We start from the raw sequence: 26,096 nt of genomic DNA, 5'->3' as shown, positions 1-26,096 counted from the left end.
CTCTGAGTACGACGCACGCCGTCCACAGCCTGTGGACACAGGCGGCCGAGCCCGGGAGCATCCCGACCCCGAAGATCGAGTACGCCCAGCTCTCCCCGACGCTGATCGTGCTCGGCGCGGCGATCGTCGGCATCCTCATCGAGGCGTTCCTGCCCCGCCGGTTCCGGTACGGCGCCCAGGCGCTGCTGACCGTGGCCGCGCTGGCCTCCGCCTTCGCGGCGGTGCTGGCGCTGGGGCTGAACGGCTTCGCCACCGACCAGGCCCAGCTCGCCGCGATGGGCGCCATCGCGGTGGACGGCCCGGCGCTGTTCCTCCAGGGCACGGTGCTGCTGGTCGGTCTGGTCGCGGTGTTCACCTTCGCCGAACGGCGGCTGGACCCGTCCGCCCACGGCCGGCCGGTGGACTCGTTCGCCGCGCAGGCCGCCGCCGTTCCGGGCGGGCAGGGCGAACGGGACGCGGTGAAGGCCGGGTTCACCACCACCGAGGTGTTCCCGATCGCCCTGTTCGCGATCGGCGGCATGCTGGTCTTCCCGGCCGCCAACGACCTGCTGACGCTCTTCATCGCGCTGGAGGTCTTCTCCCTCCCGCTGTACATCCTGTGCGCGCTGGCCCGCCGCAACCGCCTGCTGTCGCAGGAGGCGGCGGTGAAGTACTTCCTGCTGGGAGCCTTCTCGTCCGCCTTCATGCTCTTCGGCATCGCGCTGCTGTACGGCTACGCGGGCGCCGTGGACTACGCGAGCATCGCGCGGGTCGTCGGCAACGCGAACCCGACCACCGACCCCGCGCTGGCGGGCACCATGGGCAACGACGTGCTGCTGCTGATCGGCGGGGCGATGGTGCTGATGGGCCTGCTCTTCAAGGTCGGCGCGGTGCCGTTCCACATGTGGACCCCGGACGTCTACCAGGGCGCCCCGACCCCGGTCACCGGCTTCATGGCCGCCGCCACCAAGGTCGCCGCTTTCGGCGCCCTGCTGCGGCTGCTGTACGTGGTGCTGCCGGGCCTGCGCTGGGACTGGGAGCCGGTGCTGTGGGGCGTCGCCGTCGTCACCATGCTGGGCGGCGCGATCGTCGCCATCACCCAGACCGACATCAAGCGGCTGCTGGCGTACTCCTCCATCGCGCACGCGGGCTTCATCCTCGCCGGTGTGATCGCCACCTCGGAGGACGGCGTCTCCTCGGTGCTCTTCTACCTGCTGGCGTACTCCTTCGTCACGCTCGGCGCGTTCGCCGTCGTGACGCTGGTGCGCGACGCGGGCGGCGAGGCCACGCACCTGTCCAAGTGGGCCGGGCTGGGCCGCCGTTCGCCGCTGGTCGCGGCCGTCTTCGCGGTGTTCCTGCTGGCGTTCGCGGGCATTCCGATGACCTCCGGCTTCACCGGCAAGTTCGCGGTGTTCAAGGCCGCGGCGGAGAGCGGCGCGGGCGCACTCGTGGTGGTCGGCGTCATCTCCTCGGCCATCGCGGCGTTCTTCTACGTCCGGGTGATCGTGCTGATGTTCTTCCAGGAGCCGAAGGCGGACGGGCCGAGCGTCGCCGTGCCGAGCCCGCTGACGATGTCGGCCATCGGCCTCGGCGTCGCGGTGACCGTGGTGCTCGGTGTGGCGCCCCAGTACTTCCTGGACCTGGCCGGCCAGGCGAGCGTCTTCGTCCGGTAGCGCCGTTGCGACGCGAACGCCGGACGGCCCGCCACCCCTCGAGGGGTGGCGGGCCGTCCGGCGTTCGTGCGGGTCGCCCGCCGCGGAGCCGCTACTCCGGCAGGCCGCTGGGCAGGTCCGACGGGAGGTCCGGGATCTCCTCGGTGGGGAGGTCCGACGGCATCTCGGTCGGCAGGTCCTCCAGGGAGCTCTCCGCGCGGGTGAAGGTGTCGCTCCCGCCGGACTCCCAGGCGAGGGTGAGGGTGTCGCCGTCGACGCTCTCGACGGTGCCCTTCTCGAAGCCGGAGCCCTTCGCGCACACCATCTCCAGCGTCACCGGGTCGGCGTCCGCGGCGTAGGTGCCGGTGCAGTCGGCGTCCTCGGTGGAGAGGTTGACGTTGCCGCCCGTCTCGACGAACACGAGGATCTTGTGGTCCCGGTCGGTGAGTTCGCCGGAGAGCCAGGCGCCCTTCAGCGCGGACGCGCCGCCCTCGCCGGACGACTGCTCCGCGCCGCCCTTGTCGCTGTTCTCCCCGCCGCCGTCGCTGCCGCAGCCGGTCAGCAACAGGGCGGCCGCGATGACCGCGGCCGCCCCCGACACGCGTGCCGTTGTGCGCACGTGGTTCCCCTCCGTAGTGATCAGGTCACGGAGCAACCTAGCAGGCGGGGGTGACGGCTCGGCGTCGCGTCGTCACTCGGGGGGACCGACCGGGGCGGCGCCCTTCACGAACTCCGCGGTCCCGCCCGACCCCCACTTCACGGTGAGGCCCTTGTCGTCGATCTCGGTGACGGTGCCGGAGGTGTAGCCGGCGTTCGCGTCGCGGCACTTCAGGTCCAGCTTCGCCGGGCCGTCGCCGGCCTTCAGCGTGCCCTGGCAGGCCACCTCGGGGCCGGCCAGCGAGACCTTGGTGCCGTTGAAGATGAGGACCAGCAGTTCGCCCTCGGCGCCCTTCATGCCGGAGGCCCAGGGGCCCTGGAAGGGCGCCGCCGCGTCGTCGCCGCCCCCGGAGCCGCCGTCGCCCGAGCCGCCGTCCCCGCCGGTGTCCGCACCGCCCCCGGAGGATTCGCCCTGGGTGGTGCCGCCGTCGGAGCCGCCGCCGTCCTTGCCGCCGTCGCCGCTCCCGGAGCCGCCGTCGCCCGAGCCGCCGCCGGTGGACGTGGAGCCCTGGTCCTTGTCCTTGCCGCCGTGGGAGCCGTCGCCGCCGTCGCTGCCGCAGCCGCCGATCAGCAGTGCCAGCGCCGCGGTGCCCGCGGCCGCGCCCAGGCCGAGCCGTGTTCTGCGCACGCGCGCCCCTCCCATACGAATGCCGTACCCCCGTGTGTGCAGGGTCACGACAAACTAGCAGGGGGCGCGCGTCCGCGACTGTGACGACGAACGCTTTCCCGGGGGCTGGACAGCGGGCCGGACGGGCTACTCCGCGGGGGCCGCGGCGATCGTTCCGGAGACCTCGCCCAGGCCGATGCGGGTGCCGTTCGGTCCCGGTGCCCAGGCCGTGAGGACGACCTCGTCGCCGTCGGAGAGGAAGGGACCCTTGCCGGCCGTGAGCTCCAGCAGGCAGCCGAGCTGGTCCGGCTCCGGGCCGCTGACCGTGCCGGAGGCGAAGAGGTCCCCGGTGCGCAGCGAGGCGCCGTTCACCGTCATGTGCGCGAGTTGCTGCGCGGCCGTCCAGTACATCGCGGAGAACGGCGGCTCGGAGACCTGCTCGCCGTTCAGCGTCACGGTGATCCGGATGTCCAGGCCGTCCTTCTCCCCGCTGTCGTCCAGGTAGGGGAGCGGCGGGACGTCGCGGGCGGGCGGCTCGGTGCGGGCCTGTTCCAGCGCCTCCAGGGGCGTGATCCAGGCGGAGACGGAGGTGGCGAAGGACTTGCCGAGGAACGGCCCCAGCGGGACGTACTCCCAGGCCTGCAGGTCGCGCGCGGACCAGTCGTTGAGCAGGCACACGCCGAAGACGTGCTCGCGGAAGTCCTGCCGGCCCACGCGCGTCGTCATCGCCGAGGGGGTGCCGACGACGAAGCCGACCTCGGCCTCGATGTCCAGCCGCTGCGAGGGGCCGAAGGAGGGTGCGGGCGCGTCCTTGGGCTTGCGCTGCCCCAGCGGTCGCACCACAGGCGTGCCGGACACCACGACGGTGCCGGACCGGCCGTGGTACCCGATCGGCAGGTGCTTCCAGTTCGGGGTGAGCGGATCGCCGTCGGGCCGGAAGATCTTCCCGACGTTGGTGGCGTGGTGCTCGCTGGCGTAGAAGTCGACGTAGTCGGCGACCTCGAACGGCAGGTGCAGCGTGACGTCGGCCAGCGGAACGAGGTGGCCGCCGACCGTCGCGCGGTGCCCGGGGTCGCCCAGCCAGTTCTGCAGGTCCGCGCGGACGGCCTGCCAGGTCGGCCGTCCCGCGGCCATCAGCGGGTTCAGGGTGGGGGCCTTCAGCAGCTCGGCGTGCGCGGAGCCCATCGCCTCGGCGGCGGCGCCGGCGTCCAGCACGTGCGAGCCGAAGCGCACCCCGATGCGGTGCAGGTCCGGGGCGCCGGAGGTGGTGAAGACGCCGTACGGCAGGTTGTCGAGGCCGAAGAGGTCGTCTCCGGGCAGGTCGAACGGGATGGCTTCGGTCATCGTCTCAGGTGCCTCGCCTTCGAGGTTCGTCGCCGGTCAGGGCTCGGGCACGTCCGGGGAGGCGCCCACCGGGCAGCGTATCGACCGGGCGGGCGGAGCCGTCCGCCCGGCCGGGTGCGCGGGGGGGTACGCGCCGGTCGTGATCGTTCCGCGACCGGCTACGCTGCCCGTGACGGCGGCAACTGCCGCCGCGCCGGTGCGGATGATGCGAACAAGCCGCGTAGACAGGAGTACCCCTCGTGACCGTCGTCGGGCCCTTCGGGCTGAGCGTGCGGGACACGGCCCTCGAAGCCGATGTCCAGGCGGGGTTGGCGGCCGTCGAAGAGGGCCTCTTCGAGGCCACCAAGAGCGACGTGCCGTTCATAACGGGTGCTGCCCAGCACCTCGTACGGGCCGGCGGCAAGCGGTTCCGGCCGCTGCTGGTGATGCTCGGGGCGCAGTTCGGCGACCCGCACGCGCCGGGCGTGGTCCCCTCAGCGGTGGTGGTCGAGCTGACCCACCTCGCAACCCTGTACCACGACGACGTGATGGATGAGGCCGCCGTGCGCCGCGGCGTGGCCAGCGCCAACGCGAACTGGGACAACTCCGTCGCCGTGCTCACCGGCGACTTCCTCTTCGCCCGCGCCTCCCAGGTCCTCGCCGACCTCGGCCCGGAGGCCGTACGCATCCAGGCCCAGGCGTTCGAGCGGCTGGTCACCGGCCAGATCCTGGAGACCGCGGGCCCGTCGGCCGGCCAGAACGCCATCGACCACTACCTCGACGTCCTCTCCGGGAAGACAGGCTCGCTGATCGCCGTGGCCTGCCGTTTCGGCGCCATGATGGCCGGGGCCGACGAGCGGACGATCTCCGTCCTCACCCAGTACGGCGAGCGCATCGGCACCGCGTTCCAGCTGGCGGACGATGTGCTGGACATCGCCAGCGACTCCCACGAGTCCGGCAAGACGCCCGGTACGGACCTGCGCGAGGGCATCGCCACGCTGCCCGTGCTGCACCTGCGGGCCCTCGCCGAGGCGGGCGGCTCTCCGGAGGACCGTGCCCTGCTGGCGCTGCTCGAGGGCGACCTCGACGACGACGCCCGTCTCGGGGACGCCCTGGCGGGGCTGCGGGCGCACCCGGCGATGGTGCAGGCCCGGCGGGACACCGTGCGGTACGCGGACGAGGCGCGGGCCATGCTGGAGCCCCTGGCGGAGGGACCGGCCAAGGCGGCCCTGTCCGACCTCTGCGCCGCGGTCGTCCACCGCGCGGGCTGAGCGCTTCCCCCTCGGGCCCCGCCGCCTCCGGAGCTCTCGCCCTCCGTCGCGCGGTCGTGACCGGGACCGGGGCCGGTCCCACCTCCTGCCCGGCCGGGACGGCGGGACGGCGTCCTTCACCACCCCCGGCTGCTCCCCTACGCCTCCGCAGCCCTCCTCCGGGCGCGGACGCCCCCGTGGCGCGGGAGGACCGGTGCCCGTGCTCAGGCCGGAAGGACGGAGTCCCGGAAACCCGTGGCCCGCACACGCACACGGGAGAAGCCGCCCCGCGGGGGTACCCGTCTCCTCCCGTGGGCGTACGGGAACTTGCTCCCCTCGGCGGACGTCCCACCCTCAGTGGATCTGGTCGTATGGAGTGACCATCCCGCACCGACTCGGGTGACAATGGCGGCTGGGATGGACCCGTGCGACCGGGCGCGACCCGCATGACCCGCACGACCGCCGCCGACGACGGAGGTAGGGCTCACATGGCACAGATCCAACCGCACAACCCGGCCGACGACGGCCAGGGGGAGGACTCCGTACCGGGCGTTCCGGGCACGCGGGGGCCACGCCGCAAGGCCGTCCGCTACGGCGTACCGGTCGCCGTGGCGGGCCTCGCCGCGGCGACGATCGGCCTGGTGCCGGCCCTCGCGGACAGCGGCGCCCCCGACCTGCCGAAGATCACCGCCGAGGAGCTGGTGGCCAAGATGGCCGCCTCCGACGTGGACCAGCTGTCCGGGACCGTACGGGTCCAGACCGACCTCGGCCTGCCGGCGCTGCCGGACGGCCTCGGCGGCGGTGGCGGCGACCGGGGCGGGAGCCCGTTCGGCGGCGGTGACCGCTCCTCGGAGGGCGGCGCCGGACAGCAGCAGGGCGAGGGGGCGGAGGAGAGCCCCGCGGCGCCGACGGCCAAGCTGATGGAGCTGGCCTCCGGCGAGCACACGCTGCGGGTGGCCGCCGACGGCCCCGAGAAGCAGCGCGTCTCCCTCGTGGAGGACGCCGCCGAGTACAGCATGATCCGCAACGGCGACGAACTGTGGGCGTACGACAGTGCGTCGAACTCCGCGTTCCACGCCGTCGCCCCCGAGGGTTCCGGCGATCACGGAAAGGCCGGCGGGAAGCACGAACTGCCCGACGGTCTCGGCGACCTCACGCCGAAGGAGGCCGCACAGAAGGCCCTCGACCTCGCGGACGAGTCGACGTCGGTGACCGTGGACGGCACCGCCAAGGTGGCCGGCCGGGACGCGTACCAGCTGGTCGTCGCGCCGAAGGACGCCGCGCACTCCACGGTCGGCTCGCTGCGCATCGCCGTGGACGCCGAGAACGGCGCGCCGCTCAGCGTCCGGCTGATGCCGGACGAGGGCGGCAAGGCGATCGTCGACGTCGCCTACACCGAGGTCGACTTCGCCCGGCCGGACGCCGGCACCTTCACCTTCGAACCCCCGAAGGGCGCGGACGTCACGGAGAAGAAGCTCGACCACGGCGCGAAGGGTTCGCAGAAGCCGAAGGACCTCGACGGGCCGATGAACGGCGCCCTGCCCGAGTTCGGCGGCGGCGGCCTGGAGATGCTGGGCGACGGCTGGGGCACGGTGGCCCGCATCGAGGCGCCCGAGGTGAAGGGCGAGGGCAAGGGCGGCAAGGCTCTGTCCGGGCTCGACGACCTGGGCGACCCGCGCGGGCAGCGGATGCTGGACGGCTTCACCGACAAGGTGAACGGCGACTTCGGGACCGGCCGGGTCTTCGAGACGCGCCTGTTCAACGTCCTGATCACGGACGACGGCACGGTGTACGCGGGTGCCGTCACCAAGGAGGGCCTCGTCGAGGCCGCGAACGAGGCGAAGTAGCACCGGCCCGCGTGCCGCCGCCGGCCCGGCGCTCCACGGCCGGCCGACGGCGGCACGGGGGGCCGACTCACCACACCACTCTCGGGGAAGCGGGCGGAGGCGGGATGGCGGACGCGGCGGGAGCGGCGGAAGCCGCCACGGTCGTCGAGACGACCGGGCTGACCAAGCGTTACCGCGGCGGTCAGCTCGCCGTCGACGGCCTGGACCTCGCCGTGCCGCGCGGGAGCGTCTTCGGCTTCCTGGGGCCGAACGGCTCGGGCAAGACCACGACCATCCGCATGCTGCTCGGCCTCATCGAGCCGACGCGCGGCACCGCACGGCTGCTGGGCGAGCCGATGCCGTCGGCCGCCCGTCGGGTGCTGCCGCGCGTCGGCGCCCTGATCGAGGGCCCGGCGCTGTACGGGTTCCTCTCCGGCCGGGACAACCTGCTGCGGTACGACGCCGCCGACCCGGACGCCGACCCCCGTACGCGGTCCGCGCGGGTGGGGGAGGCGCTGGAGCGCGTCGGTCTCGCGGCGGCGGCAGGCAAGAAGGCGCGGGCGTACTCGTTGGGGATGAAGCAGCGGCTCGGCCTCGCCGCCGCCCTGCTCCAGCCGCGCGAGCTGCTGGTGCTGGACGAGCCGACCAACGGCCTGGACCCGCAGGGCATGCGGGAGATCCGCGCCCTGGTCCGCGAACTGGCCGCGGACGGCATCACCGTCTTCCTCTCCTCCCATCTGCTGGACGAGATCGAGCAGGTGTGCACGCACACCGCCGTGATGCACCGGGGGAGGCTCGTCACGCAGGGCACGGTCGCCGAGATGTCGGCGGGCGTACGCGGCCGGCTGGCCGTCGGCACCCCCGACACCGCGGAGGCCGCCCGCCTCCTGAAGGAGCACGGCGTCACGGACGTCACGGTCGAGGAGAACCGGGTCACCGGCGAACTGCCGGCACCGGTACCGGCACCGGGGCACGGCAACGCCGGAGCCGACGGGGCCGCGGCCGGCGCGGGCGCGGGAGCCCCGGACGGCGACCCGCTCGACCTCGCCGACCTCAACGCGGCACTGGTCCGTGCGGGCGTACGCGTCCGGGCCTTCGGTCAGGAGAACGCCTCGCTGGAGGACGCGTTCGTCGCACTCACCGGGGAGGGCTTCGATGTCGCAGGCTGAACTCACCCGGGGCGGCGCGCCGCGTCCGGCCGCCCCGGCGCCAGGGCGGCGGCTGCTGCGGCCGTCCGGCCTGCTCCGCAGCGAGATCGTCCTCACCTTCCGCCGCTGGCGGACGCTGGCGCTGCTCGGCGTGCTCGTCGCCGTGCCCGCGCTGGTGGGTATCGCGGTGAAGATCGAGACGGGCGACGACGGTTCGGGGGGCGGAAGCGGCGGGGGCGGACCGGCGTTCATCACCCAGGTCACCAACAACGGCCTCTTCCTGGTCTTCACGGCGCTGGCCGCCACCCTGCCGTTCTTCCTGCCGATGGCGGTCGGTGTGATCGCCGGCGACTCCGTCGCGGGGGAGGCCAGTGCGGGGACGCTGCGGTACCTGCTCGTCGCGCCGGCGGGCCGTACCCGGTTGCTGCTGGCCAAGTTCGTCTCGGTGGCGGTGTTCTGCGTCGCGGCGACACTCGTGGTGGCGCTCTCCGCGTTGGCGGTGGGCGCGCTGCTGTTCCCGCTCGGCGAGGTGACGCTGCTGTCCGGCACCTCCGTCCCGTTGACCCAGGGACTGCTGCGGGCGCTGGCGATCGCGCTCGTGGTCGCGGCGTCGCTGCTCGGCCTGGCGGCGATCGGCCTGTTCGTCTCGACCCTGACCAACAGCGGCATCGCGGCGATGGCGACGACCGTGGGGCTGCTGATCACCGTGCAGATCCTGGACCAGATCCCGCAGTTGGACGCCGTGCACCCCTACCTCTTCCCGCACCACTGGCTGTCCTTCGCGGACCTTCTGCGCGACCCCGTCCTGTGGGAGCCGGTGTGGCGGAACCTCGGCCTCCAGGCCCTGTACGTCGCGGTGTTCGGCTCCGCCGCGTGGGCCCGTTTCACCGCGCGCGACGTCACCGCCTGAGCCCCCGGCGGGAACGCGGCGGATCCGGGGGAGTGGCCTGCGTCACCCATCCGACCTGCGGTGTCAGTGTGTTGACGGCGATGTGACAGTGCGGCCTTGGACACTGGCCGGGCTTCTCCGCACGCCGGGAGAGGCGTGACTCCCTTCGTCCGCGGCCTCATCGGGCCGCCTTCCCCCCTCGGAGGAACGGATGCGTCGTCGGTCCATTTTTGGCATGTCCGTGGCAACGAGTGCTGCCGCCGTGCTCGCTCTCGCCGCGCCCGCCAATGCGGCCACCAAGCTCCAGCTCATGTCGGACTGGAGCCAGACCAGCTCGTCCAGCTCGTCCGCGTTCCACAGCGCCCGGGCGAACCAGGGCTCGTACGCCCAGTACGGCTTCGACTGGGGCACGGACAAGTGCAGCAGCTCGCCGGACAACCCGTTCGGCTTCCCGTTCGAGAACTCGTGCATCCGTCATGACTTCGGCTACCGCAACTACAAGGCCGAGGGCCAGTTCGACGCCAACAAGTCGCGTATCGACAGCGCCTTCTACGAGGACCTGAAGCGCGTCTGCAACGGCTACTCCGGCGCCACGAAGACTTCCTGCAACGCCACCGCGTGGACCTACTACCAGGCCGTGTCGATCTTCGGCATCTCCGCCGCCGACGCCCCGCGGTACGCCGACAAGGTGCCCGCCGCGGTCGCCGAGGCCCACTGACGCCGCACGCTTCCCGGAGCCCGGCCCGCCGCACCCCCACACGGCGCGCCGGGCTTCGGCGTGCCCCGGCGGCATTCGGCCCGCCGGCCACCGTCCGCGCCTCCTTCGTCTCCGGCCGCCTGCCGAAGGCTGCCGACCCTGCCGACCCTGCCGACGCCTGCCGAACCGCCTGTCAGACCCGCCTGATAGACAGAGCGTCATTCGCCACGGGGTACGAACGGAGACACGATGTCCGGAGTGGGGCTCATGGAAGAGCTGGGCGGTCTGCCGGTATGGGACTTCCCGGCGCCCGGCGACCGGAAGGAACTGCCCGCCGCCGACGCGGTGGCCTGGCGGCTGTCGGTCGACCCGTACGGGGACGACGACGAATCGTTCCAGGAGTGCTGGGAGCGCTTCGCCCGCACGGTCGACCTGTCGGCGGTCCGCGCCCTCCTCGTCGGCGTCTGGGGGGAGTGCTACGAGAACGACTCCTCCGCCGTGGTCGGGCTGATCACCGGCGCCAAGGACCGGCTGACCTCGCTGCGCGCCTTCTTCCTCGGCGACCAGGACCAGGAACAGAACGAGATCTCCTGGATCGAGCACGACGACGTGACGCCGCTGCTGCACGCCTTCCCCGGCCTGGAGGTGCTGGGCATACGCGGCGGCACGGGCCTGCGCTTCCCGGCTCTGCGCCACGACGCGCTGCACACGCTCCTCGTGGAGACCGGCGGGCTGCCCGGCGCGGTGGTGCGCGGTATCGGCGAGAGCGACCTGCCCGCCCTGGAGAACCTCGAACTGTGGCTGGGCGACCCGAACTACGGCGGCGACACCGAGGTCGGGGACCTGTCCGCCATCCTCGGCGGCGAGCGGCTGCCGCGCCTGCGTCACCTCGGCATCCAGAACAGCCCGATCCAGGACGAGGTCGCCGCAGCGGTGGTGGCCGCACCGGTCGTCGCGCGGCTCTCCTCGCTGAGCCTGTCCATGGGCGTGCTCACCGACACCGGCGGCGAGGCGCTGCTGAAGGGGCGCGCGGCCCTCTCCCACCTGCGGCGTCTCGACCTGCACTTCCACTTCCTCTCCGACGCGATGACGGCGGCTCTTCCCGAGGCGTTCCCGGGTGTCCGGGTGGACGTGTCCGAGCAGACGAAGCCGGACGAGTACCGGGGCGAGACCTACCGCTATGTCGCCGTCGCCGAGTAGCGGCCGCGCCACCCGGTTCGCAGTGGTGGGGAACCCGGCCAACCGCCGGGTGACGCTGTTCGCCGACGCCGTACGGGCCGCCGGCCTGCCGGCGCCGAGGGTGCTGCCGTGGGCCGACGTGCTGCGCGCGGGCGCGTCGTTCCGTGCGGGGGAGACCGTGCGCATCGACTCGCCCGGCGAGAACGCCGAGGCCGACCGGCTGCTGCGCGGTACGGCCGACGGGGCCCGGGTCGAGGGCACCGCCCGCTGGTACCGGGCCTTCACCGCGGCGGTGGACGGCATCGGCCGCGCCGCCCGGGAGGCGGGCGCCCGGTTGCTCGACGACCCGGGCGAGCTGGCCGTGCTGTTCGACAAGCGGCTGTGCCACGGCGTGACGGCGGCCGCGGGTGTCACCGTGCCCGCGTCCCCCACCTCGGGGCCGCGGGCTCCCCGGCCCTCCTGCTGGGAGGAGGTGCGCGGGCTGCTGGACGGGGCCGGCCTGCGACGGGCCTTCCTCAAGCCCGCGCACGGCTCGTCCGCGTCCGGCGTCGTGGCCTGGGCACGCGGCCCCGGGGGACGCATGCAGGCGGTCACCTCCGCCGAACAGGACGGAGACGGAAGGCTGTTCAACTCGCTGCGGGTGCGGACGCTGCGCACCGAGCGGGAGATCGCCCGCCTGGTCGACGTCCTCGCCCCGGACGGCCTCCACCTCGAGCAGTGGCTGCCCAAGGCCGCGCAGCACGGCCGGGCGGCGGACCTGCGGGTGGTGGTCGTCGGCGGACGCGCCACCCACGCGGTCGTCCGCACCAGCCGGCACCCGATGACGAACCTGCACCTCGGCGGGCGGCGCGGCGACCTGGCCCGGGCCCGCACGGCCGTCGAGGCTGCCGGCGGGCGCTGGCGGGACGCGCTGGATGCCTGCGAGCGGGCCGCGGCCTGTTTCCCGCGCACCCTGTGCGTGGGCGTCGACCTGCTCCCGCGCACCGGCTGGCGCCGCTTCGCCGTCGGCGAGGTCAACGCCTTCGGCGACCTGCTCCCCGGCCTCACCGGGTTCCCCGGCGGCGGTGCGGAGGGGCAGGACGCCTACGCGGCACAGGTCGACGCCGTCCGGCGCGAGGAGGCCGCCGATGCCGCCGCCTGACGCCGCGCCGCCTGAAGCCGCGTCGTGGCCCGGCGGCGGTCCGCCCGACATGAATCACGTGGTCGGCAGCCACGACCTGTTGCTCGTCACGCTGGACACCCTGCGCTACGACGTCGCCGCCGAACTCGCCGCCGCGGGCCGCCTGCCGCACCTCGCCCGCCATCTGCCGGGCGGCCGGTGGGAGAAGCGGCACGCGCCCGGCAGCTTCACCTACGCCTCCCACCAGGCCATCTTCGCGGGATTCCTGCCCACCCCCGCGACGCCGGGCCCGCACCCGCGGCTGTTCGCCGCCGCCTTCGCCGGCAGCGAGACCACCGCACCGCACACCTGGGTCCACGACGCACCCGACCTGGTCTCCGGACTCGCCCGGGCCGGCTACCGCACGGCATGCGTCGGCGGCACGGGATTCTTCAGCAAGCGCGGTGCCCTGGGCTCGGTCCTGCCCGGCCTCTTCCAGGAGAGCCACTGGGAACCGGAGTTCGGCGTCGCCTCGCCCACCTCCTTCGAGGCGCAGGTCCGGCAGGCAGAGCGGATCGCCGCGTCCGTGCCGGCGGACCAGCGGCTGTTCCTCTTCGTCAACGTCGCGGCCCTCCACCAGCCGAACTGGTTCCACCTCCCCGGCGGCACAGCCGAGTCGGGCGACTCGCGCGAGAGCCACGCCGCGGCCCTGGAGTACGTCGACCGCCACATCGGACGGCTCTTCGCCGCAGTGCGCCGCCGCGGCCGGTGCTTCGCCATCGTCTGCTCCGACCACGGCACGGCCTACGGCGACGACGGCTGGACCGGCCACCGGCTCGGCCACGAGGTCGTCTGGACCGTCCCCTACGCCCACTTCTTCCTGGAACCCTGATGCTCCCCACCGGCACGCCCACCCCGGCCCCCGGCCTCCGCGCCGACACCCCACCCGACCCCGTACGGCCGTACGCGAGCTACGTCTACGCCTACCCGCACAAGACCGCCTACGGCCGGCTGGACCCCCGCCCCGCGCTGCACGCGGAGTGGGCCGACGAGCCGGTCGACGCCCTCTCGCTCTACCTGCACATCCCCTTCTGCGAGGTGCGCTGCGGCTTCTGCAACCTCTTCACCCGGATCGGTGCTCCCGACGGCCTGACCACCGCCTACCTGGACGCGCTGGAACGGCAGGCCGGTGCGGTGCGCGAGGCGCTGGGCGACCGGCCGGTCCGGTTCGCCGCCGCCGCGTTCGGCGGCGGCACGCCCACCTTCCTCACCGCCGCCGAACTGGACCGGCTCTGCGACCTCGCCGAGCGCCGTACGGGCGTCCGCCTGGCCGATCCGGACGTGCCGCTCTCCGTGGAGGCCTCCCCCTCGACCGTCACCGCGGACCGGCTGGCCGTGCTGGAGGCGCGCGGCACCACCCGCCTGTCCCTCGGGGTGCAGAGCTTCGACCCGTCCGAGGCGCGGGCAGCCGTACGGCCCCAGCGGCGTGCCGACGTGGACGCGGCGCTGGAGCGGATACGCCGCAGCCGCATCCCGGTGCTCAACATCGACCTGATCTACGGCATCGACGGGCAGACCGAGCGGAGCTGGACGCACTCGCTGGACGCCGCGCTCGCCTGGCGGCCCGAGGAGCTGTACCTCTACCCGCTGTACGTGCGCCCCCTCACCGGTCTCGGCCGCGCCGGGCGCGCCGGGGAGACGGACCCGGAGTGGGACGCGCGCCGGCTGCGCCTGTACCGGCACGGCCGGGACCACCTCCTCGCCCACGGATACCAGCAGGTCTCGATGCGGATGTTCCGCCGCGCCGACGCCCCGGACACGGGGACCGGCGACCACGCCTGCCAGACCGACGGCATGGTCGGCCTCGGCTGCGGCGCCCGCTCCTACACCTCCGGCCTGCACTACTCCTTCGACTACGCGGTCGACATGCGGGAGATCCGCACCCTGGTCGACGACTACGTGGGGCGCCCCGCCGCCGACTTCGCGTACGCCGAATACGGCCGCCGCATCGACGAGGACGAGGCGCGCCGCCGTCACCTCCTCCAGTCGCTGCTGCAGGCCGACGGACTGCACCTTCCCGTGTACGCCGAGCGGTTCGGGGCGCCGCCGCACGACCACTTCCCCGGCGAGCTGGCCGCGTTCGCCGCCCGCGGCTGGCTGGACGACGCGGCGCCGGTGACGCGGCTGCGGCTGTCGGCCGAGGGCCTGGCCCACTCCGACGCGCTCGGTCCGATGCTCTTCTCACCCGCCGTCCGCGCGGCCATGGCCGCCTACTCCGCCAAGTGACCGCGGAGCCGTCCATGGACCTGACGCTGCTCTACCGGGGCCCGCTCGCCTCGTGCGACTACGACTGCCCCTACTGCCCGTTCGCCAAGCGGCGCGACAGCCGCGCCCAGCTCGACGCCGACCGCGCCGCCCTGGAACGGTTCACCGCCTGGGTGGCGGCCCAGGACGGCGACCGGCTCTCGGTGCTGTTCACCCCGTGGGGCGAGGGCCTGGTGCGCTCCTGGTACCGGCGCGCCCTGGTCGCCCTCTCCCGGATGCCGCACGTGGCCCGGGTGGCGATCCAGACCAACCTCAGCTGCCGCACCGGATGGCTCGACGACGCCGATCCGGCCACCCTCGCCCTGTGGTGCACCTACCACCCCGGCCAGACCCCGTACGAGAGGTTCCTGGCCAGGTGCCGCGACCTCGCGGCGCGCGGAGTCCGGTTCAGCGTCGGCGTCGTCGGCCTGCCCGCGCACCTGCCGCACGCCCGCCGGCTTCGCGCGGACCTGCCCGACCACGTCTACCTGTGGGTCAACGCCGCCGAAGGACACACCTACACCGACGCGGAGGCCGCCGTGTGGACGGGGATCGACCCGCTCTTCGGCTACAGCCGCACCCCGCACCGCAGCGCCGGACTGCCCTGCCGCACGGGCGAGTCGGTCGTCTCCGTGGACGGCGAGGGCACCGTGCGCCGCTGCCACTTCGTGCCGGACGTCCTCGGCAACCTCTACGACGGCTCCTACCGCGCCGCGCTCCGCCCACGCACCTGCCCGCTGGCCGTCTGCGACTGCCACATCGGCTACGTCCACCTCGCCTCCCTTCCCCTGTACGACACCTTCGCCGGCGGCGTCCTCGAACGCATCCCCACCCCGGCGGCTCTCACCCACCCGCCCCGCGCCCCCGGAGCCGCCCGATGACCCGCACGTCCCTCGCCTTCCGCCGTAGCGGCGCCGTCGCCCTCCTGCTTCTGGCTGCGACCGGGTGCAGCCTCGGCCTGTCCCTCCCGACCGAGCCCGTGACGGCGGACCAGGCGGTGGGCCGGTGGAAGGCAGCCGACTGCAAAGCGTCGCTGGACGTCGCGCGTGACGGCGTCGTGTGGTTCGCGAACTTTCCGTACAAGGACGTGTGGAGCGACGACGACCGCGTACACCGCATGTCCGGGGAGGGCACGTGGACGCTCGATGAAGACCTTGACGGTTCGCCGACCTTCGACTTCAAGGTCGACCGGGGGACCCGGCCTCTGCAGTTCGCCGTCCGGGACGACGACGGAGAGCTGGTGATGCTCCACCTCGTCGGGGACCCGGACAACTGGGACGAGCGGTGCGTCTTCACGCGGCGCGGGGACCTCCCGGCAGGAGACGGCACCGGCGACGGACCCGTCCGGTAGGTGGCGCGGGACTCGCCGGACGACCGGTAACCATCTATACTGGTTACATGCATGCCGTCGGCACGGGACTCACGCTCCGGACCCCCGAAGGGATGCCGTATCTCTTCGACCCCGGGGCCCTGTGCCTGGAACTGCTGCCCACCGGCGGCCCGGGGGCGTTCGCCCGCTGGGAGGTGCTGCACCGGCCGGAGGACCTGGCCGCCTGGGCGGCCCGCAGCAGGCTCACGCCCCCACCCGCGCCCGACGGCCTCACCGACGCCGACGTCACCGCCGCCCGCGCCCTGCGCAACGCACTCCTGCGGCTCGCCCAGGCCCGCGCCCACGGCCGACCGGCACCGCCCGCCGACCTGGAGACCGTCAACGCCGCGGCCGCCGCACCGCCACTCGCCCCCGCCCTGGCCGGGGACGGCACGCGCCGCTGGGCCGCCCCCGTCACCGGCGAGGCCCTGCTGTCCACCGTCGCCCGCGACGCCGTCGACCTGCTCTCCGGCCCGCACGCCGACCGCATCCGCGAGTGCGGGGCCGGCGACTGCTTCCTGCTGTTCGTCGACACCTCACGGCCCGGGCGCCGCCGCTGGTGCTCGATGCGCAACTGCGGCAACCGCCACAAGGTGCGGGCCCACCGCGCCCGCCACGACGAGGAGTGAGCACCATGCCCACCGGACTCACCCGGGACGCCGGCTGGCAGATCGGCGTCTCGAAGACCCTTCCCCTGCCGCCGGAGGCGGTGTGGGACTTCCTCACCTGCGACGAGGGCCTCGCCCTCTGGCTGGGCCCGGGCGCGCGGCTGCCCCGCGACAAGGGCGCGGCCTACGAGACGCCCGACGGCGTCCGCGGCGAACTGCGCAGCCTCCGGCCCGCCGACCGGGTCCGCCTCACCTGGCGCCCGCCCGGCTGGGCGCACGACACCACCCTCCAGGTCGCCGTCTCGCCCGCCCCCGGCACGGCCGGCGCCCGCACGGTGCTCCGCTTCCACCAGGAGCACCTCGCCGACGCCGCCGAACGCGAACGGCAACGCGCCCACTGGCGCTCCGTGATGGACGCCGTCACCGACGCCCTCACCGGCTGAACCGGTTCTCCGGAACGGCGACGGCCCGCCGCGCGGATGCACGCGGCGGGCCGTTCAGGAGCCGTGCGGTGTCACTCGTACTGCCACAGCGGCGCGTACGAGGTACCGGACAGCCGCAGGCCGAGCCCCGCCTCGGGCACCGAGCCGCCGAGCACCGCCGGGCCGAACGACCGCACCCCGTCGGTCGTCACGCCCGCCGGGCTGCCGGGGAAGGACCAGACGGCGCCGCTGCCGTCGTTCTCGTCCGGCGCCGTGACGGCCAGGTCCGCGAAGCCGTCGCCGTCGAAGTCCCGCAGCCGCACCGCACCCCCGAACCGGTCGTCGGCCTCCGCCGCCCCGGGCACACCGGCGAAGCTCTGGCTCATCGCCTGGGCCCCCTTGCCGCTCAGACCCTTCGGCCCGCCCTTGAGCACGACGAACGAGCCCGCGGAGTCCAGGTCGCCGATGTCCTCGTACGGCACCCCCGCCGCGAGGTCGGCGAAGCCGTCGCCGTCCACGTCGCCGGCGGTCAGGGTGCCGCCGAACTGGTCCTCCTCCTCGTTCGCGCCGGGCACGCCCGGGGTCGCCTGGGTGAAGGACGCGGTGCGCGCGCCCGGCCCGTCGGGGCCGCCGTACATCACCTTCACGGTGCCGGAGTCCCAGGGCAGGTTCTCGACGACACCGCCCGGCACCTCGCGGTAGGCCAGGTCGCCGTAGCCGTCACCGTCGAAGTCGGCGACGTCGCCGGTCGCTCCCTTGGGGAGCCGCCGCTCGTACGTCAGCCCGTCCGGCCCGCCCGAGAAGAGCTCGCCCGGTTCGGCCATCTCCTCGAACGAACGGAAGGCCGCCACGTCGTCGGCACCGTCGCCGTTCATGTCCCCCGCGACGATGCTGAGCGCACCCTCAAGCTCCACCTGCTGCTCGCGCGCCCACCGCCCGTCCCGGCCGAACGGCCCGTGCAGCACGCTGTAGCCGTCCCCGGCGCGGTAGGTGAGCAGGTCGGCGTGGCCGTCACCGTCGAAGTCGCCGCCCGTCAGGTGGGTGCCGACGCCCCAGTCGCCCTCCTCCGCGGCGATCAGCACCGCGCCCTCGCCGGTGACACCGTCCGAAGACCCCCAGAGCAGGGTCACGGAGCCGCCCCCGCGCGGGTCCTCGCTGGTCTCCCCCGTGCTCGAAACGGCGAGGTCGGTGTACCCGTCTCCGTCCAGGTCGCGCGCTTCGAGGACCGCGCCGAACCAGTCACCCGTCTCCGGTTCGCCGGGGACACCGGGCGTGGCCTGGTCGATCACCGTCGCCGTGGCCGGGTCCGGGCCCGTGGCCGACCCGTACACCACGGCGACGTACCCGGTGTTCTCCGCGTGACGAAGGGCCGCCACGGCGAGGTCCTCGAAGCCGTCCCCGTTGAAGTCCTCGCGCACCTCCCGGGACGGCGCGGACCCCGTGGCGGGGACCGAGGGGCCCGGATCGGCCGCAGGGCCCCCGGGCCGGGCGGGCGCGGCCTGCACCGGCTGGAAGCCGGCTGTGGCGGCCAGTACCGCGACGGCGCACGCGAGGCCGCGCGCGGCGGTGTGACGACGGGACATGCGTTCTCCTCGGAGTCGGGGCCCGGCTGGTCAGTCCGGGCGTGTGCCCATCCGTAACCACCTGGACCCACGACCGGCCGCCCCGGTTGTACGCCGCCCACCCGCCCCGCCCGAACCGTCACACCCCCTTCACGCCTCCACCCCGGCTCCGGCCGGCGTCACTGGACCCACGGGCGAGGAACACCGAGGATGGTCCCGGCCCGGGTAGAGCCCCGTCCAACGACCGCAGACGAGCCGATGCTTGGGGTTATGCACGCATGACGTTCCCGCTCGACAACCCGTGGACCGAGGCTCACCAGGCAGTCGAAGACGGCGACGTGCAGGAACTGGCCCGCCTGCTGGACGGGGGAGCCGACCCCGATGAAGTCTGCTCGACGATGACGCTTCTGGCTCACGCCGTGGACCACGAGGCCGATACGGCGATCCAGGGCGATCGAGAAATGGGCGTCGTCCTCATCGCCGTGCTGCTGGCCTATGGCGCATCGCCCACGCTGCGAGGGCCCGAGGGACACAGTGCGCTCGATACGGCCGCGGAGTACGGGCACGGGATGGCGAAGCGCCTTCTGCTTCGCTTCACCTGAGGGTTGCCCGGAAGGCTGTGGCCACGCCCGGATCAACGTTCCCCCCTCTCAAGGGCACGGGGGTGGGCCGGGGGCGGCGGCGTGGGACGTGAGGGGGCGTGGGCGGAGGGCAGGGCCGATGCGCCCGGAAACACTTGCCCGTGATGTGTGGGCCGCGAAGTAAGAGTCGTGCCTATTGTTCGCTGAGAACGCGGCCCGTACATCATGGGTTTCCGGGTCGTCGGCCCGGACCGCAGCCCACGCCCCCGACCCACACCCACACACACCAGCCACCGGGAACAACCCCACCCGGCCCCGGCGTCAGCCCCGCCCCGGGCCCCGCCGCCCCTCGGCGCCGGCCGCAAGCGGCTCCGCCGTCGCCCCGGCCGCCTGCCGCGCGGCCCCCGCACCCGCACCCGCCCCCGCCCCCGCGCCGCGCACCTCGCGCAGCGCCCGCCGCCCCCGGCGGGCGGCCCGCAGCGCGTCCCAGGTGAGCAGAGCCAGCGCGGCCCACACCAGCAGGAAGCCGGTCAGCCGCTCGGGCGGCATCGGCTCGTGGAACACGGTCACCCCGAGCACGAACATGAACGCCGGCGCCATGTACTGCAGCAGCCCGATCGTGGACAGCGGCAGCCGAACGGCCGCGTTGCCGAAGAGGATCAGGGGCACGGCGGTGGCCAGTCCGGACAGTGCGAGGAGCGCGGCGTGGCCGGGGCCGTCCGTGGTGAAGCTGGACTGGTCTTGTGCGGCGAGGTAGATCAGGAAGCCGAGCGCGGGCAGGAACTGCAGGGCCGTCTCGGCGCTGAAGCTCTCCACCCCGTCCAGCTTCACCTGTTTCTTGACCAGCCCGTACGTGGCGAAGCTGAACGCCATGGCGATGGACAGCCACGGCACCTGGCCGTAGCCGACGGAGAGCGCGCCCACGGCGATCGCGCCGATGCCGACGGCCGTCCACTGGGCGGGACGCAGGCGTTCACGGAGCAGGAGGACGCCGAAGGCGATGGAGACCAGCGGGTTGATGAAGTAGCCCAGCGAGGCTTCCAGGACGCGTTCCTGGGTGACCGACCAGATGAACATGCCCCAGTTCAGGGAGATGAAGATCGCGGCGAGCAGCAGCAGTCCCAGCCTACGGGGCTGCCGCACCAGGGCGCGTATCCACGTCCAGCGGCGCAGCGCGGCGAGCAGCAGCAGCGCGGTGGGCAGCGACCACACCATGCGGTGCGCGAGCACTTCCGTCGCGCCGGTGGATTTGAGGAGGTGCCAGTAGAGCGGAAGGAGCCCCCAGAGGCCGTACGCGGCGATTCCGTAGACCAGACCGCCGCGGGTCTCGCTCGACGACGACATGGGGCACACCTCCGGAAGAAACGATTCGTCGAAGGTAACGCCGAGGGACCCCGCCTGTCATTCCCGTTTTCGCGTAACGGTCATGACGCGCGGGGTCCCGTGGAGACTGCGGAGCCCTGCGGCCCGTCGGCCGGTCGGCCGGTTCAGCCGACGACTGTCCAGGTGTCCCTGCCGGCGAGCAGCGCACCGAGGTCGCCCTTGCCGTTCTGCTCGACGGCGGCCTCCAACTGCTCCTCCATCTCCTGTTCGTAGACCGGCCGGCGCACGTTGCGGAGCACGCCGATCGGCGTGTGGTGCAGCGTGTCCGGGTCGGCCAGCCTGGAGAGGGCGAAGGCCGTGGTGGGCGACTCGGCGTGCGCGTCGTGCACGAGCACGCCGTCGGTGCCCGCCTCGGTGACGTCCACGATCCGCAGGTCGCCGGTCGCCTGGTCGCGCACGACGCCCTTCGTGCCGAGGCCGTCCTCCGCCGGGGTGCCGAACCGGATCGGCTGTCCGTGCTCGAGCCGGATCACCGCCTCCAGGGCCTGCTTCTTGTCCTTCAGCACCTCGAAGGCGCCGTCGTTGAAGATGTTGCAGTTCTGGTAGATCTCCACGAGGGCGGTGCCCGGGTGGTCGGCGGCCTGCCGCAGCACCTCGGTGAGGTGCTTGCGGTCGGAGTCGACCGTGCGGGCCACGAACGACGCCTCGGCGCCGATCGCCAGCGACACCGGGTTGAACGGCGCCTCGAGCGAGCCCATCGGCGTGGACTTGGTGATCTTCCCGGCCTCGGAGGTCGGGCTGTACTGCCCCTTGGTCAGACCGTAGATCCGGTTGTTGAACAGCAGGATCTTGAGGTTCACGTTGCGGCGCAGCGCGTGGATGAGATGGTTGCCGCCGATGGACAGCGCGTCGCCGTCACCGGTGACCACCCACACCGACAGGTCGCGCCGCGCGGCCGCGAGACCGGTGGCGATGGCCGGAGCGCGGCCGTGGATGGAGTGCATCCCGTAGGTGTTCATGTAGTACGGGAAGCGCGAGGAGCAGCCGATGCCGGAGACGAAGCAGATGTTCTCCTTCGCCAGCCCCAGCTCCGGCATGAATCCCTGCACGGCGGCGAGCACGGCGTAGTCACCGCAGCCGGGGCACCAGCGGACCTCCTGGTCGGACTTGAAGTCCTTCATGGACTGCTTGCCCTCGGCCTTCGGCACCAGGGAGAGCAGGGGGTTACCGGGGTGGCTCCCCTGGTGGTTCTCCCCGGCCTCCGGGGCCGCGGTGAGCTGCTGCTCAGGCATTTCCGATGGCCTCCTTGAAGACGTCCGCCAGCTGTTCGGCCTTGAACGGCAGGCCGCGGACCTGGGTGTAGGACTGCGCGTCGACCAGGTACTTCGCGCGGAGCAGGGCGGTGAGCTGGCCGAGGTTCATCTCGGGGACGATCACCTTGTCGTACCGCCGCAAGACCTCGCCGAGGTTCCTCGGGAAGGGGTTGAGGTACCGCAGGTGGGCCTGCGCGATCCGGCCCTCGTCCCGCCGCACGCGCCGCACGCCGGCGGTGATGGGGCCGTACGTCGAGCCCCAGCCGAGCACCAGCACGCGTGCCGGGCCGTCGGTGGCGTCGGTCGTCGGGTCGTCCACGACCAGGTCGGGGACCTCGACGCCGTCCACCTTGGCCTGGCGGGTGCGCACCATGCGGTCGTGGTTCTCGGGGTCGTAGGAGATGTTGCCGGAGCCGTCGGCCTTCTCGATGCCGCCGATCCGGTGCTCCAGGCCGGGCGTGCCGGGCACCGCCCACGGGCGGGCGAGCGTGTGCGGGTCGCGCTTGTACGGCCAGAACACCTCGGTGCCATCCGCCAGTTCGTGGTTCGGCGTGGTGGCGAACTGGGTGCGCAGGTCCGGGAGCTCGTCCGGCTCCGGTACCCGCCAGGGCTCGGAGCCGTTGGCGAGGTAGCCGTCGGACAGCAGGAAGACCGGGGTCCGGTAGGTCAGCGCGATGCGCGCCGCGTCCAGCGCCGCGGTGAAGCAGTCGGCCGGCGTCGCGGGGGCGACGATCGGCACCGGCGCCTCGCCGTTCCGCCCGTACATGGCCTGGAGCAGGTCGGCCTGCTCGGTCTTGGTCGGCAGCCCCGTCGAGGGCCCGCCGCGCTGCACGTCCACGATCAGCAGCGGCAGCTCCAGCGACACGGCGAGGCCGATCGTCTCGGACTTCAGCGCCACGCCGGGGCCGGAGGTGGTGGTCACGCCCAGCGAACCGCCGAACGCCGCACCCAGGGCCGCGCCGATCGCGGCGATCTCGTCCTCGGCCTGGAAGGTGCGCACGCCGAAGTTCTTGTGCTTGGACAGTTCGTGCAGCAGGTCCGAGGCCGGAGTGATCGGGTACGAGCCCAGGAACAGCGGGAGGTCCGCCTGCTGAGACGCGGCGACCAGTCCGTAGGACAGCGCCAGGTTCCCGGAGATGTTCCGGTAGGTGCCGGCGGGGAACGCCGAGGTGGCCGGGGCCACCTCGTAGGAGACCGCGAAGTCCTCGGTGGTCTCGCCGAAGTTCCAGCCCGCGCGGAACGCGGCGACGTTCGCCTCCGCCAGATCCGGCCGCTTGGCGAACTTGGTGCGCAGGAACTTCTCGGTCGACTCCGTCGGCCGGTTGTACATCCAGGACAGCAGCCCGAGCGCGAACATGTTCTTCGAGCGACCGGCGTCCTTGCGCGACAGGTCGTAGCTCTTCAGCGCCTCGACGGTGAGCGTGGTCAGCGGCACCGGGTGCACGCTGTACCCGTCCATCGAGCCGTCCTCCAGCGGCGAGGCCTCGTAGCCGACCTTGGCCATCGCGCGCCTGGTGAACTCGTCGGTGTTGACGATCACCTCCGCGCCGCGCGGCACGTCGCCGAGGTTCGCCTTCAGCGCCGCCGGGTTCATCGCGACCAGCACGTTCGGCGCGTCGCCCGGGGTGAGGATGTCGTGGTCCGCGAAGTGCAGCTGGAAGCTGGAGACGCCCGGCAGGGTGCCGGCGGGGGCGCGGATCTCGGCGGGGAAGTTGGGGAGCGTGGAGAGGTCGTTGCCGAACGAGGCGGTCTCCGAGGTGAACCGGTCACCCGTGAGCTGCATGCCGTCGCCGGAGTCACCCGCGAACCGGATGATCACCCGGTCCAGTCGGCGGACCTCCTTCACGGTCTCCGCCCCGGCCGGGGACGGCTGTCCGGCGCCGGTCTCTGCGCCGGCTGGACTGTTGACCTGACTGGTCACGGATTCGGACCTCCCTCGAGGCTGCGGCTCGTCGACATCGTACGTGGGTAAGGGTCGCCTTCCTTGTCCCGGCCACATAGTGGAACGGATTCTGAGACAAACAACAGATTCACCGGGAACGGGATTCCCCAGCGCCCTTTCTGACCTAGGAATTCAGGTAACGGAGAACCGCCAGCACCCTCCGGTGATCTCCGTCACTCGGGGAGAGTCCGAGCTTCATGAAGATGTTGCTGACGTGCTTCTCCACCGCGCCGTGGCTGACGACGAGCTGCGCGGCGACCGCCGAGTTCGTCCGCCCCTCCGCCATCAGGCCCAGCACCTCGCGCTCCCGCGGCGTCAGCCCGGCCAGCGCGTCCTGCTTGCGGCTGCGGCCCAGGAGCTGCGCCACCACCTCCGGGTCCAGCGCCGTGCCGCCCCGCGCCACCCGCACGACCGCGTCGACGAACTCGCGGACGTCCGCCACCCGGTCCTTCAGCAGATAGCCCACCCCGTGGCTGGAGCCGGCCAGCAGCTCGGTCGCGTACTGCTCCTCCACGTACTGCGACAGCACCAGCACCCCCAGATCCGGGTACGCCCGGCGCAGCGCCACCGCCGCCCGCACCCCCTCGTCGGTGTGCGTCGGCGGCATCCGCACGTCCGCGACCACCACGTCCGGCAGCCCGCCGGACCCGCTCCCGCCCCCGGAATCGTCCGAGGCCAGCTCGTCGATCGTCTTGACCAGCGCTTCCGCGTCGCCGACGCCCGCGACCACCTCGTGACCACGGTCGGTGAGCAGCCGGGTCAGCCCCTCCCGCAGCAGCACCGAGTCCTCGGCGATGACGACACGCACCCTGTCCTCCATATGGCTCCCCGGCCCCCACCCGCGCCGGGCGCATCCCGGCGGTCCCAGTATCCCAGCGGCCCTCCTCGCCGGGGGGACGCCGTCGTGCTCCGGAAGGGTTGCGCACGCGGGCCGTACGGGGGCGCGAGGTCCCTGCAGGGCGCCTCAGCGGGGCGCCGGGTCCGGGTCCCGCCAGGGCAGCTCGGCGGTGACGGTGGTCGGCCCGCCTGCGGGGGAGTCGACGACGAGCAGCCCGTCGACGGCGTCCAGCCGTTCCGCCAGCCCCGCCAGTCCGGACCCGGGAGACGCCTGTGCGCCGCCCCTGCCGTCGTCGGTCACCTGGAGCAGCAGCCGGTCCGCCGTGCACCACACGTCGACGACCGCGTGCTCGGCGCCAGCGTGCTTTCCGATGTTCTGCAGAAGTTCCGACACTGTGAAGTAGGTGATCCCCTCGATCGCCGGTGCGGGGCGGGCCGCACCGAGGTCCACCGTGAGGGTGACGGGGACGGTGCAGCGTCGGGAGAGGGTGGTGAGGGCGGGGCCGAGGCCGCGGTCGGTGAGGATGGCGGGGTGGATGCCGCGTGCGAGGTCGCGCAGCTCCTGGAGGGCGAGTTTCACTTCGCCGTGGGCGTCGCCGACCATTTTCGCCGCAGCCTCGGGGTCTTCGAGGAGTTTCTCCTTGGCGAGGCCGAGTTCCATGGCGAGGGAGACCAGGCGGGCCTGGGCGCCGTCGTGCAGGTCGCGTTCGATGCGGCGCAGGTCGGCGGCGGCGGTGTCGACCACCACCCCCCGGTCCGACTCCAGCTCCCGCACCCGCGTCGTCAGCCGGGAGGGTCCCAGCAGGCCGTGCACGGCGAGCCGGTCGACCGTCGTCAGGCCCCGGACCAGCCACGGCGTGGCCAGCACCACGAGCAGACCGGCCGTGCACGCCATCACCAGATCGGTCGGCGTCTCGAGGTACCAGTTCTCGCCGGGCCGGGCCTCCCACATCTGGAGGCCCGGCTGGTCGGTGAAGGTGGGGAAGACCCAGTGCCAGGCCGGATAGAGGAACGCCGTCCAGCCGGTGGCGAGGAAGCTCACCGTCAGGGAGAAGGAGAACACCGCCCACGGGAGGTGCAGCAGTGCGTACAGCATGCTCCGCCACGACACCCCGCTCCGCAGCACCGCACCCATCAGCGCCACCGCTCCCGGCTTGCGCTGCGCAACCCGAACGGGTTCCGGCTCGTCGACCCGCATGCCCAGCAGCGCCCGGGCACGGGCCCGCTCCAGCCGCCCCAGCGCCCGGCACCCGGCCAGGCCCGCGGCCAGCACCGGCACACCGAGGAACGTGACCAGCAGTCCCGCGCCGGCGGACAGCATCGCCACGGCGAACGCGAAGGCGAACGGCGTCACGACCATGCCGGTCGCGACGTACCCGTACTCCCGCCAAGCGCGGCCGGAGACCGGCGCGAGCAGCAGCCGGGCCGACGGCCCGCGACGGGCCGCGGCGGCGCCGCGGCCGGCGGCGGACGGAACAGCGGTGTACGTCATGGTCGTCGCCCTCTCCTCGGACTCCTCGGACCGGGTC

24 protein-coding genes are annotated in these 26,096 nt (G+C 73.2%); 15 read left to right on the top strand and 9 right to left on the bottom strand.

Annotated elements, in window-relative coordinates:
- The first annotated feature begins 2 nt into the window (after nt 1–2).
- Nucleotides 3–1,652, top strand: a complete 1,650-nt coding sequence (nuoN, locus tag RM572_RS17985; RefSeq protein WP_027764540.1) for an NADH-quinone oxidoreductase subunit NuoN — start codon at nt 3–5, stop codon at nt 1,650–1,652.
- A gap of 91 nt (nt 1,653–1,743) precedes the next feature.
- Here the strand turns inward: nuoN and RM572_RS17980 are convergent, their stop codons facing one another.
- The 3 genes from RM572_RS17980 to fahA all read right to left on the bottom strand — a co-directional run bounded on the left by RM572_RS17980 (nt 1,744) and on the right by fahA (nt 4,239).
- The gene (locus tag RM572_RS17980) at nt 1,744–2,250 is read right to left on the bottom strand and encodes a hypothetical protein (protein WP_311674381.1); all 507 of its coding nucleotides are present in this window, start codon (nt 2,248–2,250) and stop codon (nt 1,744–1,746) included.
- 72 nt (nt 2,251–2,322) lie between these two features.
- Entirely contained in the window at nt 2,323–2,916 is a 594-nt protein-coding gene (locus RM572_RS17975) for a hypothetical protein (RefSeq protein WP_311674380.1), read from the bottom strand.
- 126 nt (nt 2,917–3,042) lie between these two features.
- Nucleotides 3,043–4,239 (bottom strand): fumarylacetoacetase, encoded by a 1,197-nt coding sequence (gene fahA, locus RM572_RS17970; RefSeq protein ID WP_311674379.1) that lies wholly within the window; start codon nt 4,237–4,239, stop codon nt 3,043–3,045.
- A 239-nt stretch (nt 4,240–4,478) separates the two neighbouring features.
- Between fahA and RM572_RS17965 the strand changes: the two genes are divergently transcribed.
- From RM572_RS17965 to RM572_RS17905, 13 genes are all read left to right on the top strand, one after another.
- A complete protein-coding gene (locus RM572_RS17965) occupies nt 4,479–5,489 on the top strand; it encodes a polyprenyl synthetase family protein (protein WP_311674378.1) in 1,011 nt (336 codons plus the stop codon).
- 467 nt (nt 5,490–5,956) lie between these two features.
- On the top strand, nt 5,957–7,315 hold the full coding sequence (locus RM572_RS17960) for a LolA family protein (RefSeq protein ID WP_311674377.1): 1,359 nt from the start codon (nt 5,957–5,959) through the stop codon (nt 7,313–7,315).
- A 104-nt stretch (nt 7,316–7,419) separates the two neighbouring features.
- A complete protein-coding gene (locus RM572_RS17955; protein WP_311674376.1) occupies nt 7,420–8,463 on the top strand; it encodes an ABC transporter ATP-binding protein in 1,044 nt (347 codons plus the stop codon).
- On the top strand, nt 8,450–9,352 hold the full coding sequence (locus RM572_RS17950) for an ABC transporter permease (protein WP_311674375.1): 903 nt from the start codon (nt 8,450–8,452) through the stop codon (nt 9,350–9,352). The genes RM572_RS17955 and RM572_RS17950 overlap by 14 nt, the downstream gene beginning before the upstream one ends.
- Before the next feature lie 190 nt (nt 9,353–9,542).
- On the top strand, nt 9,543–10,049 hold the full coding sequence (locus RM572_RS17945; RefSeq protein WP_311674374.1) for a phospholipase: 507 nt from the start codon (nt 9,543–9,545) through the stop codon (nt 10,047–10,049).
- 228 nt (nt 10,050–10,277) lie between these two features.
- Entirely contained in the window at nt 10,278–11,228 is a 951-nt protein-coding gene (locus tag RM572_RS17940) for an STM4015 family protein (protein WP_311674373.1), read from the top strand.
- The gene (locus RM572_RS17935; RefSeq protein ID WP_311674372.1) at nt 11,209–12,348 is read left to right on the top strand and encodes an STM4014 family protein; all 1,140 of its coding nucleotides are present in this window, start codon (nt 11,209–11,211) and stop codon (nt 12,346–12,348) included. Before RM572_RS17940 ends, RM572_RS17935 begins: the two co-directional genes overlap by 20 nt.
- Nucleotides 12,349–12,397: 49 nt before the next feature.
- Entirely contained in the window at nt 12,398–13,198 is an 801-nt protein-coding gene (locus RM572_RS17930) for an STM4013/SEN3800 family hydrolase (RefSeq protein WP_311674459.1), read from the top strand.
- Entirely contained in the window at nt 13,198–14,592 is a 1,395-nt protein-coding gene (locus RM572_RS17925; protein WP_311674371.1) for an STM4012 family radical SAM protein, read from the top strand. The genes RM572_RS17930 and RM572_RS17925 overlap by 1 nt, the downstream gene beginning before the upstream one ends.
- Before the next feature lie 14 nt (nt 14,593–14,606).
- Nucleotides 14,607–15,491, top strand: a complete 885-nt coding sequence (locus tag RM572_RS17920) for an STM4011 family radical SAM protein (protein WP_311674370.1) — start codon at nt 14,607–14,609, stop codon at nt 15,489–15,491.
- The gene (locus tag RM572_RS17915) at nt 15,488–15,961 is read left to right on the top strand and encodes a hypothetical protein (RefSeq protein WP_311674369.1); all 474 of its coding nucleotides are present in this window, start codon (nt 15,488–15,490) and stop codon (nt 15,959–15,961) included. The genes RM572_RS17920 and RM572_RS17915 overlap by 4 nt, the downstream gene beginning before the upstream one ends.
- A gap of 47 nt (nt 15,962–16,008) precedes the next feature.
- Nucleotides 16,009–16,608: a CGNR zinc finger domain-containing protein gene (locus RM572_RS17910; protein ID WP_311674368.1), complete on the top strand. Its 600-nt coding sequence runs from the start codon at nt 16,009–16,011 to the stop codon at nt 16,606–16,608.
- 5 nt (nt 16,609–16,613) lie between these two features.
- A complete protein-coding gene (locus tag RM572_RS17905; protein WP_311674367.1) occupies nt 16,614–17,030 on the top strand; it encodes an SRPBCC family protein in 417 nt (138 codons plus the stop codon).
- Nucleotides 17,031–17,101: 71 nt separating this feature from the next.
- Here the strand turns inward: RM572_RS17905 and RM572_RS17900 are convergent, their stop codons facing one another.
- Nucleotides 17,102–18,592 (bottom strand): FG-GAP and VCBS repeat-containing protein, encoded by a 1,491-nt coding sequence (locus RM572_RS17900; protein ID WP_311674366.1) that lies wholly within the window; start codon nt 18,590–18,592, stop codon nt 17,102–17,104.
- Nucleotides 18,593–18,849: 257 nt separating this feature from the next.
- On the opposite strand from RM572_RS17900, the gene RM572_RS17895 reads away from it, so the two are divergent.
- Nucleotides 18,850–19,173: an ankyrin repeat domain-containing protein gene (locus tag RM572_RS17895; RefSeq protein ID WP_311674365.1), complete on the top strand. Its 324-nt coding sequence runs from the start codon at nt 18,850–18,852 to the stop codon at nt 19,171–19,173.
- Nucleotides 19,174–19,473: 300 nt separating this feature from the next.
- Here RM572_RS17895 and rarD read toward each other — a convergent pair whose 3' ends face one another.
- From rarD to RM572_RS17870, 5 genes are all read right to left on the bottom strand, one after another.
- On the bottom strand, nt 19,474–20,496 hold the full coding sequence (gene rarD / locus RM572_RS17890) for an EamA family transporter RarD (RefSeq protein WP_311674364.1): 1,023 nt from the start codon (nt 20,494–20,496) through the stop codon (nt 19,474–19,476).
- Between the two features lie 143 nt (nt 20,497–20,639).
- Nucleotides 20,640–21,656 (bottom strand): 2-oxoacid:ferredoxin oxidoreductase subunit beta, encoded by a 1,017-nt coding sequence (locus tag RM572_RS17885; RefSeq protein ID WP_311674458.1) that lies wholly within the window; start codon nt 21,654–21,656, stop codon nt 20,640–20,642.
- A 103-nt stretch (nt 21,657–21,759) separates the two neighbouring features.
- Entirely contained in the window at nt 21,760–23,709 is a 1,950-nt protein-coding gene (locus RM572_RS17880) for a 2-oxoacid:acceptor oxidoreductase subunit alpha (protein ID WP_311674363.1), read from the bottom strand.
- Nucleotides 23,710–23,854: 145 nt separating this feature from the next.
- Complete coding sequence (locus RM572_RS17875) at nt 23,855–24,550, bottom strand: response regulator transcription factor (RefSeq protein WP_037790666.1); 696 nt, start codon at nt 24,548–24,550, stop codon at nt 23,855–23,857.
- A 144-nt stretch (nt 24,551–24,694) separates the two neighbouring features.
- Complete coding sequence (locus RM572_RS17870; protein ID WP_311674457.1) at nt 24,695–26,059, bottom strand: sensor histidine kinase; 1,365 nt, start codon at nt 26,057–26,059, stop codon at nt 24,695–24,697.
- Between the last annotated feature and the right edge of the window lie 37 nt (nt 26,060–26,096).

This window comes from Streptomyces hazeniae (assembly GCF_031845485.1).
In the GTDB taxonomy this organism is placed as follows: domain Bacteria; phylum Actinomycetota; class Actinomycetes; order Streptomycetales; family Streptomycetaceae; genus Streptomyces; species Streptomyces hazeniae.
This window is presented reverse-complemented; position numbering and strand designations above follow the sequence as displayed.